The 3044-nt window shown below is 70.4% G+C and carries 3 protein-coding genes and 1 other RNA gene; 3 read left to right on the forward strand and 1 reads right to left on the reverse strand.

The window, feature by feature from the left end; genetic code table 11:
* Both ADL22_RS12805 and ADL22_RS12810 read left to right on the forward strand, forming a co-directional pair.
* Positions 1-1106: acyltransferase family protein (locus ADL22_RS12805; RefSeq protein WP_159048653.1), on the forward strand; the 1106-nt coding region annotated here is incomplete at its 5' end.
* A 146-nt stretch (positions 1107-1252) separates the two neighbouring features.
* Complete coding sequence (locus ADL22_RS12810; protein WP_234430666.1) at positions 1253-1666, forward strand: NUDIX domain-containing protein; 414 nt, start codon at positions 1253-1255, stop codon at positions 1664-1666.
* 40 nt (positions 1667-1706) lie between these two features.
* Here ADL22_RS12810 and rnpB read toward each other — a convergent pair.
* An RNA gene (gene rnpB, locus ADL22_RS12815) (RNase P RNA component class A) lies at positions 1707-2104 on the reverse strand.
* Between the two features lie 77 nt (positions 2105-2181).
* Between rnpB and ADL22_RS12820 the strand changes: the two genes are divergently transcribed.
* Positions 2182-3018, forward strand: coding sequence for a MerR family transcriptional regulator (locus tag ADL22_RS12820; RefSeq protein ID WP_066977409.1), 837 nt, complete (start codon positions 2182-2184; stop codon positions 3016-3018).
* Positions 3019-3044: the final 26 nt, after the last annotated feature.

The following is a 3044-nucleotide window of genomic DNA, read 5'->3' on the forward strand; positions in this document are numbered from 1 at the left end:
CCACCCCTGCGGCCGTCTCCCCCACCCCTAGGAAAGGGGGCCCGGGCACCCCCACCCGCCTGGACTCCCTCACCGGACTCCGCTGGCTCGCCGCCCTCGCCATCTTCTGCATGCACTTCGCCTACGAGGACACTTTCGCCGGACCCGCGAAACACCTCGCCCTGCTGCAGAAAATCACCTACGGCGCCCCCTCCGCCGTCTCCTTCTTCTTCATCCTCTCCGGCTTCGTCCTGGCCTGGTCGATACGCCCCGGCGACAGCCGCACCGGATTCTGGTGGCGCCGCTTCTCCCGTATCTACCCCGCCCACTTCGTCACCTTCCTGGCAGCCGTCGCACTCGCCCTCTGGCTGGGCTCGGAAATGCGCCCGGGAATCGCCCTGGCCAACCTCACCCTCACCCAGTCCTGGATCCCCAACGCGCGGAATTACTGGTTCGGCTTCAACAGCGTCTCCTGGTCCCTGAGCTGCGAATTCTTCTTCTATTTCACCTTCCCGTTCCTCGCCCCCGCACTGAAGAGACTGCACCCGCGAAAGCTCTGGCTCGTCCTCGCCGCTTCCGCCGCGTTCGTCATCCTCTTGCCGCTCGCCGCCGGGCCGGTCCACACCCTCACCGGATGGCAGGGCGACTACCTCGCCTACGTCCTCCCCCTGACCCGCCTCCCCGAATTCCTCGCCGGAATCGCCGCGGCCTTCCTCGTCAAACAGGGGCACTGGCGCGGCCCCGGCGTCACCCTGAGCCTCGCCCTCTCCGCCGTCGCCCTCCTGTGGCTCGTCCGTCTCGTACCCAAAGTGGCCCACTTCTCCGCCTGCACCATCGTTCCCTACATCCTCCTCATCGCCGCCGCAGCCCGCTCGGACATCACCGGCGCCTTCTCCCTCCTCCGCAAACGCGGCCTCGTCTACCTCGGCGAAGTCTCCTTCTGCTTCTACCTGACCCACGAACTGGTCATCTCCGCCTCGAATCACGTCATGCAAGGCCACGGAAAAATCCCCCTCCTCCCCAACATGCTGGCCGTCTTCTCCGTCTCCCTCGTCCTAGCCGCCCTCCTCCACGAACTCATAGAAAAGCCCGGCGTAAAACTCCTGGGCCGGCTACGCACCCGCTGACCGTCCCGTCCTGGACTCGCGGTGGCGTTTCCGGACCTCCTGGGGATCGCGCCACCCGATCTCTGCTGAAGAAGGACGGCATGAAGCGAATCATCGCGCGACTGTGGCGAATCATCCGGGGCCCGTTGCAATGGCGAGTGCTCTGACTGGCGCACGCGAAGTTCGTGGTCGGGGTGACCGGCGTCGTCCGCGACGACCAGGGCCGCGTGCTGCTCCTGCGGCACCGCATGTGGCCTGAAGGGCGTCAATGGGGACTCCCCACCGGCTACGCGAACAAGAGCGAGGACTTCGGCGAGACCGTCGAGCGTGAGGTCCGGGAAGAGACCGGCCCGGAGGTCAAGGCCGGACGCCTCATCCACCTCAAGAGCGGCTACAAGCTCCGCGTCGAGGTCGCTTACGAAGCATTGCTGGTGGGCGGTGACCTGAAGATCGACTCGTTCGAGATCCTGGACGCGAAATGGTTCTCGCCCGACGAATTGCCCGAGGGTATGCAGGAATCTCACCGCAGCCTGGCTCTCGGCGCCGAGCCCCAGCACCCACTGCCGGCCCCGGGTGCTTGACAAGAGCAGCTGACCGTCCGCCCGAGGGGCTTTACGGCGGCGGACGAGTCGGCCTGTACGCCGGGTTCTGTCTCCGGGCGACCTTGCGGTCGGCCGGGAGGCGGCCATCCATCTAGGGCTGCCGTTGCCGGCAGCCTCGTGCGGTCTACCCGCGGACTCGGGCGGGCAGCCCTCGGTCGTCCGCGCAGGGCCGTCAGCCGACGGCCCCTCTTGACCTTGCTCCGGGTGGGGTTTACCTAGCTGCCCAGGTCACCCTGGGCACTGGTGGTCTCTTACACCACCGTTTCACCCTTACCGGGCCGTGCGGCCCGGCGGTTTGCTTTCTGTGGCACTGTCCCGCGGGTCACCCCGGGTGGGCGTTACCCACCACCCTGCCCTGTGGAGCCCGGACGTTCCTCGGGGGGATCACGATCCCCACGCGGCCGCCCGGCCGGCTCGTCCGCCGTGCCGACCATGCTACCTGGCCGCCGCCGGCGGCTTGACCTTGCCGTTGCGTCAACGTTTCTACTGGCCGCATGCGCATCGGGGAACTCGCCGGGATCGCCGGCGTCAGCACGCGGACCATTCGGCACTACCACCACCTGGGCCTGCTCCCGGAACCGGAACGGCGGGCCAACGGCTACCGGGAGTACGGGCTGCGCGACGCGGTGGCGCTGGCCCGGGTGCGGCGGCTGACGGAGCTGGGGCTCGGGCTGGAGGAGGTCCGGGACGTCCTGGCCGACGACGCCGGGCGGGAGCTGCGGGAGGTGCTGACGGAGCTGGACGCGGATCTGGCCCGCCAGGAGGAGGCCCTGCGGGAGCGGCGGGCGCGCCTGGCGGACCTGCTGCGGCGTACCGAGGAGCCGGGCGGGCTCCCGGAGGAGGGGCCCGTATCGGGGCAACTGGCGGATCTCTTCGCGGAGATGGCGCGGACCTCGGCGCGGCTCCCCGGGCCGGAGCCGGCGATGGCGGCGCGTGAGCGGGAGATGCTGGCGCTGCTGGAGGCGTCCGGGAACGGCCAGGTGCGCGGGGCGATGGCGGCGGCGCTGCGGGAGACGTTCGCGGCGCCGGGTTCGATGGAGCGGGCGTACGCGGCGTACGGGCAGCTGGACGCGCTGGCGGGGGTGGCGGCGGACGATCCGCGGGTCGAGGAGGCGGCGCGGGCGATGGTGGAGTGCGTGCCCGAGGAGGTCGTGGCGGCGATCGCCGCGGGGGTCCGGGGAGCGGACGGCCCGGCACGGGCAGACGGGGCGGAGATGTGGGCGGAGCTGCTGGTGGCCGAGCTGGCACCGGCCCAGGCGGCGGCCCTGCGGCTGGCCATGCGGATGATCGCCGATGGGGCGCGGGGACGCGTGCGGGAGGGGGAGGCATGAGCGGGGAGGGCGGGGCGGACCGGGGG

It is taken from the genome of Streptomyces sp. NRRL F-4489, assembly GCF_001509485.1.
In the GTDB taxonomy this organism is placed as follows: Bacteria; Actinomycetota; Actinomycetes; order Streptomycetales; family Streptomycetaceae; genus Streptomyces.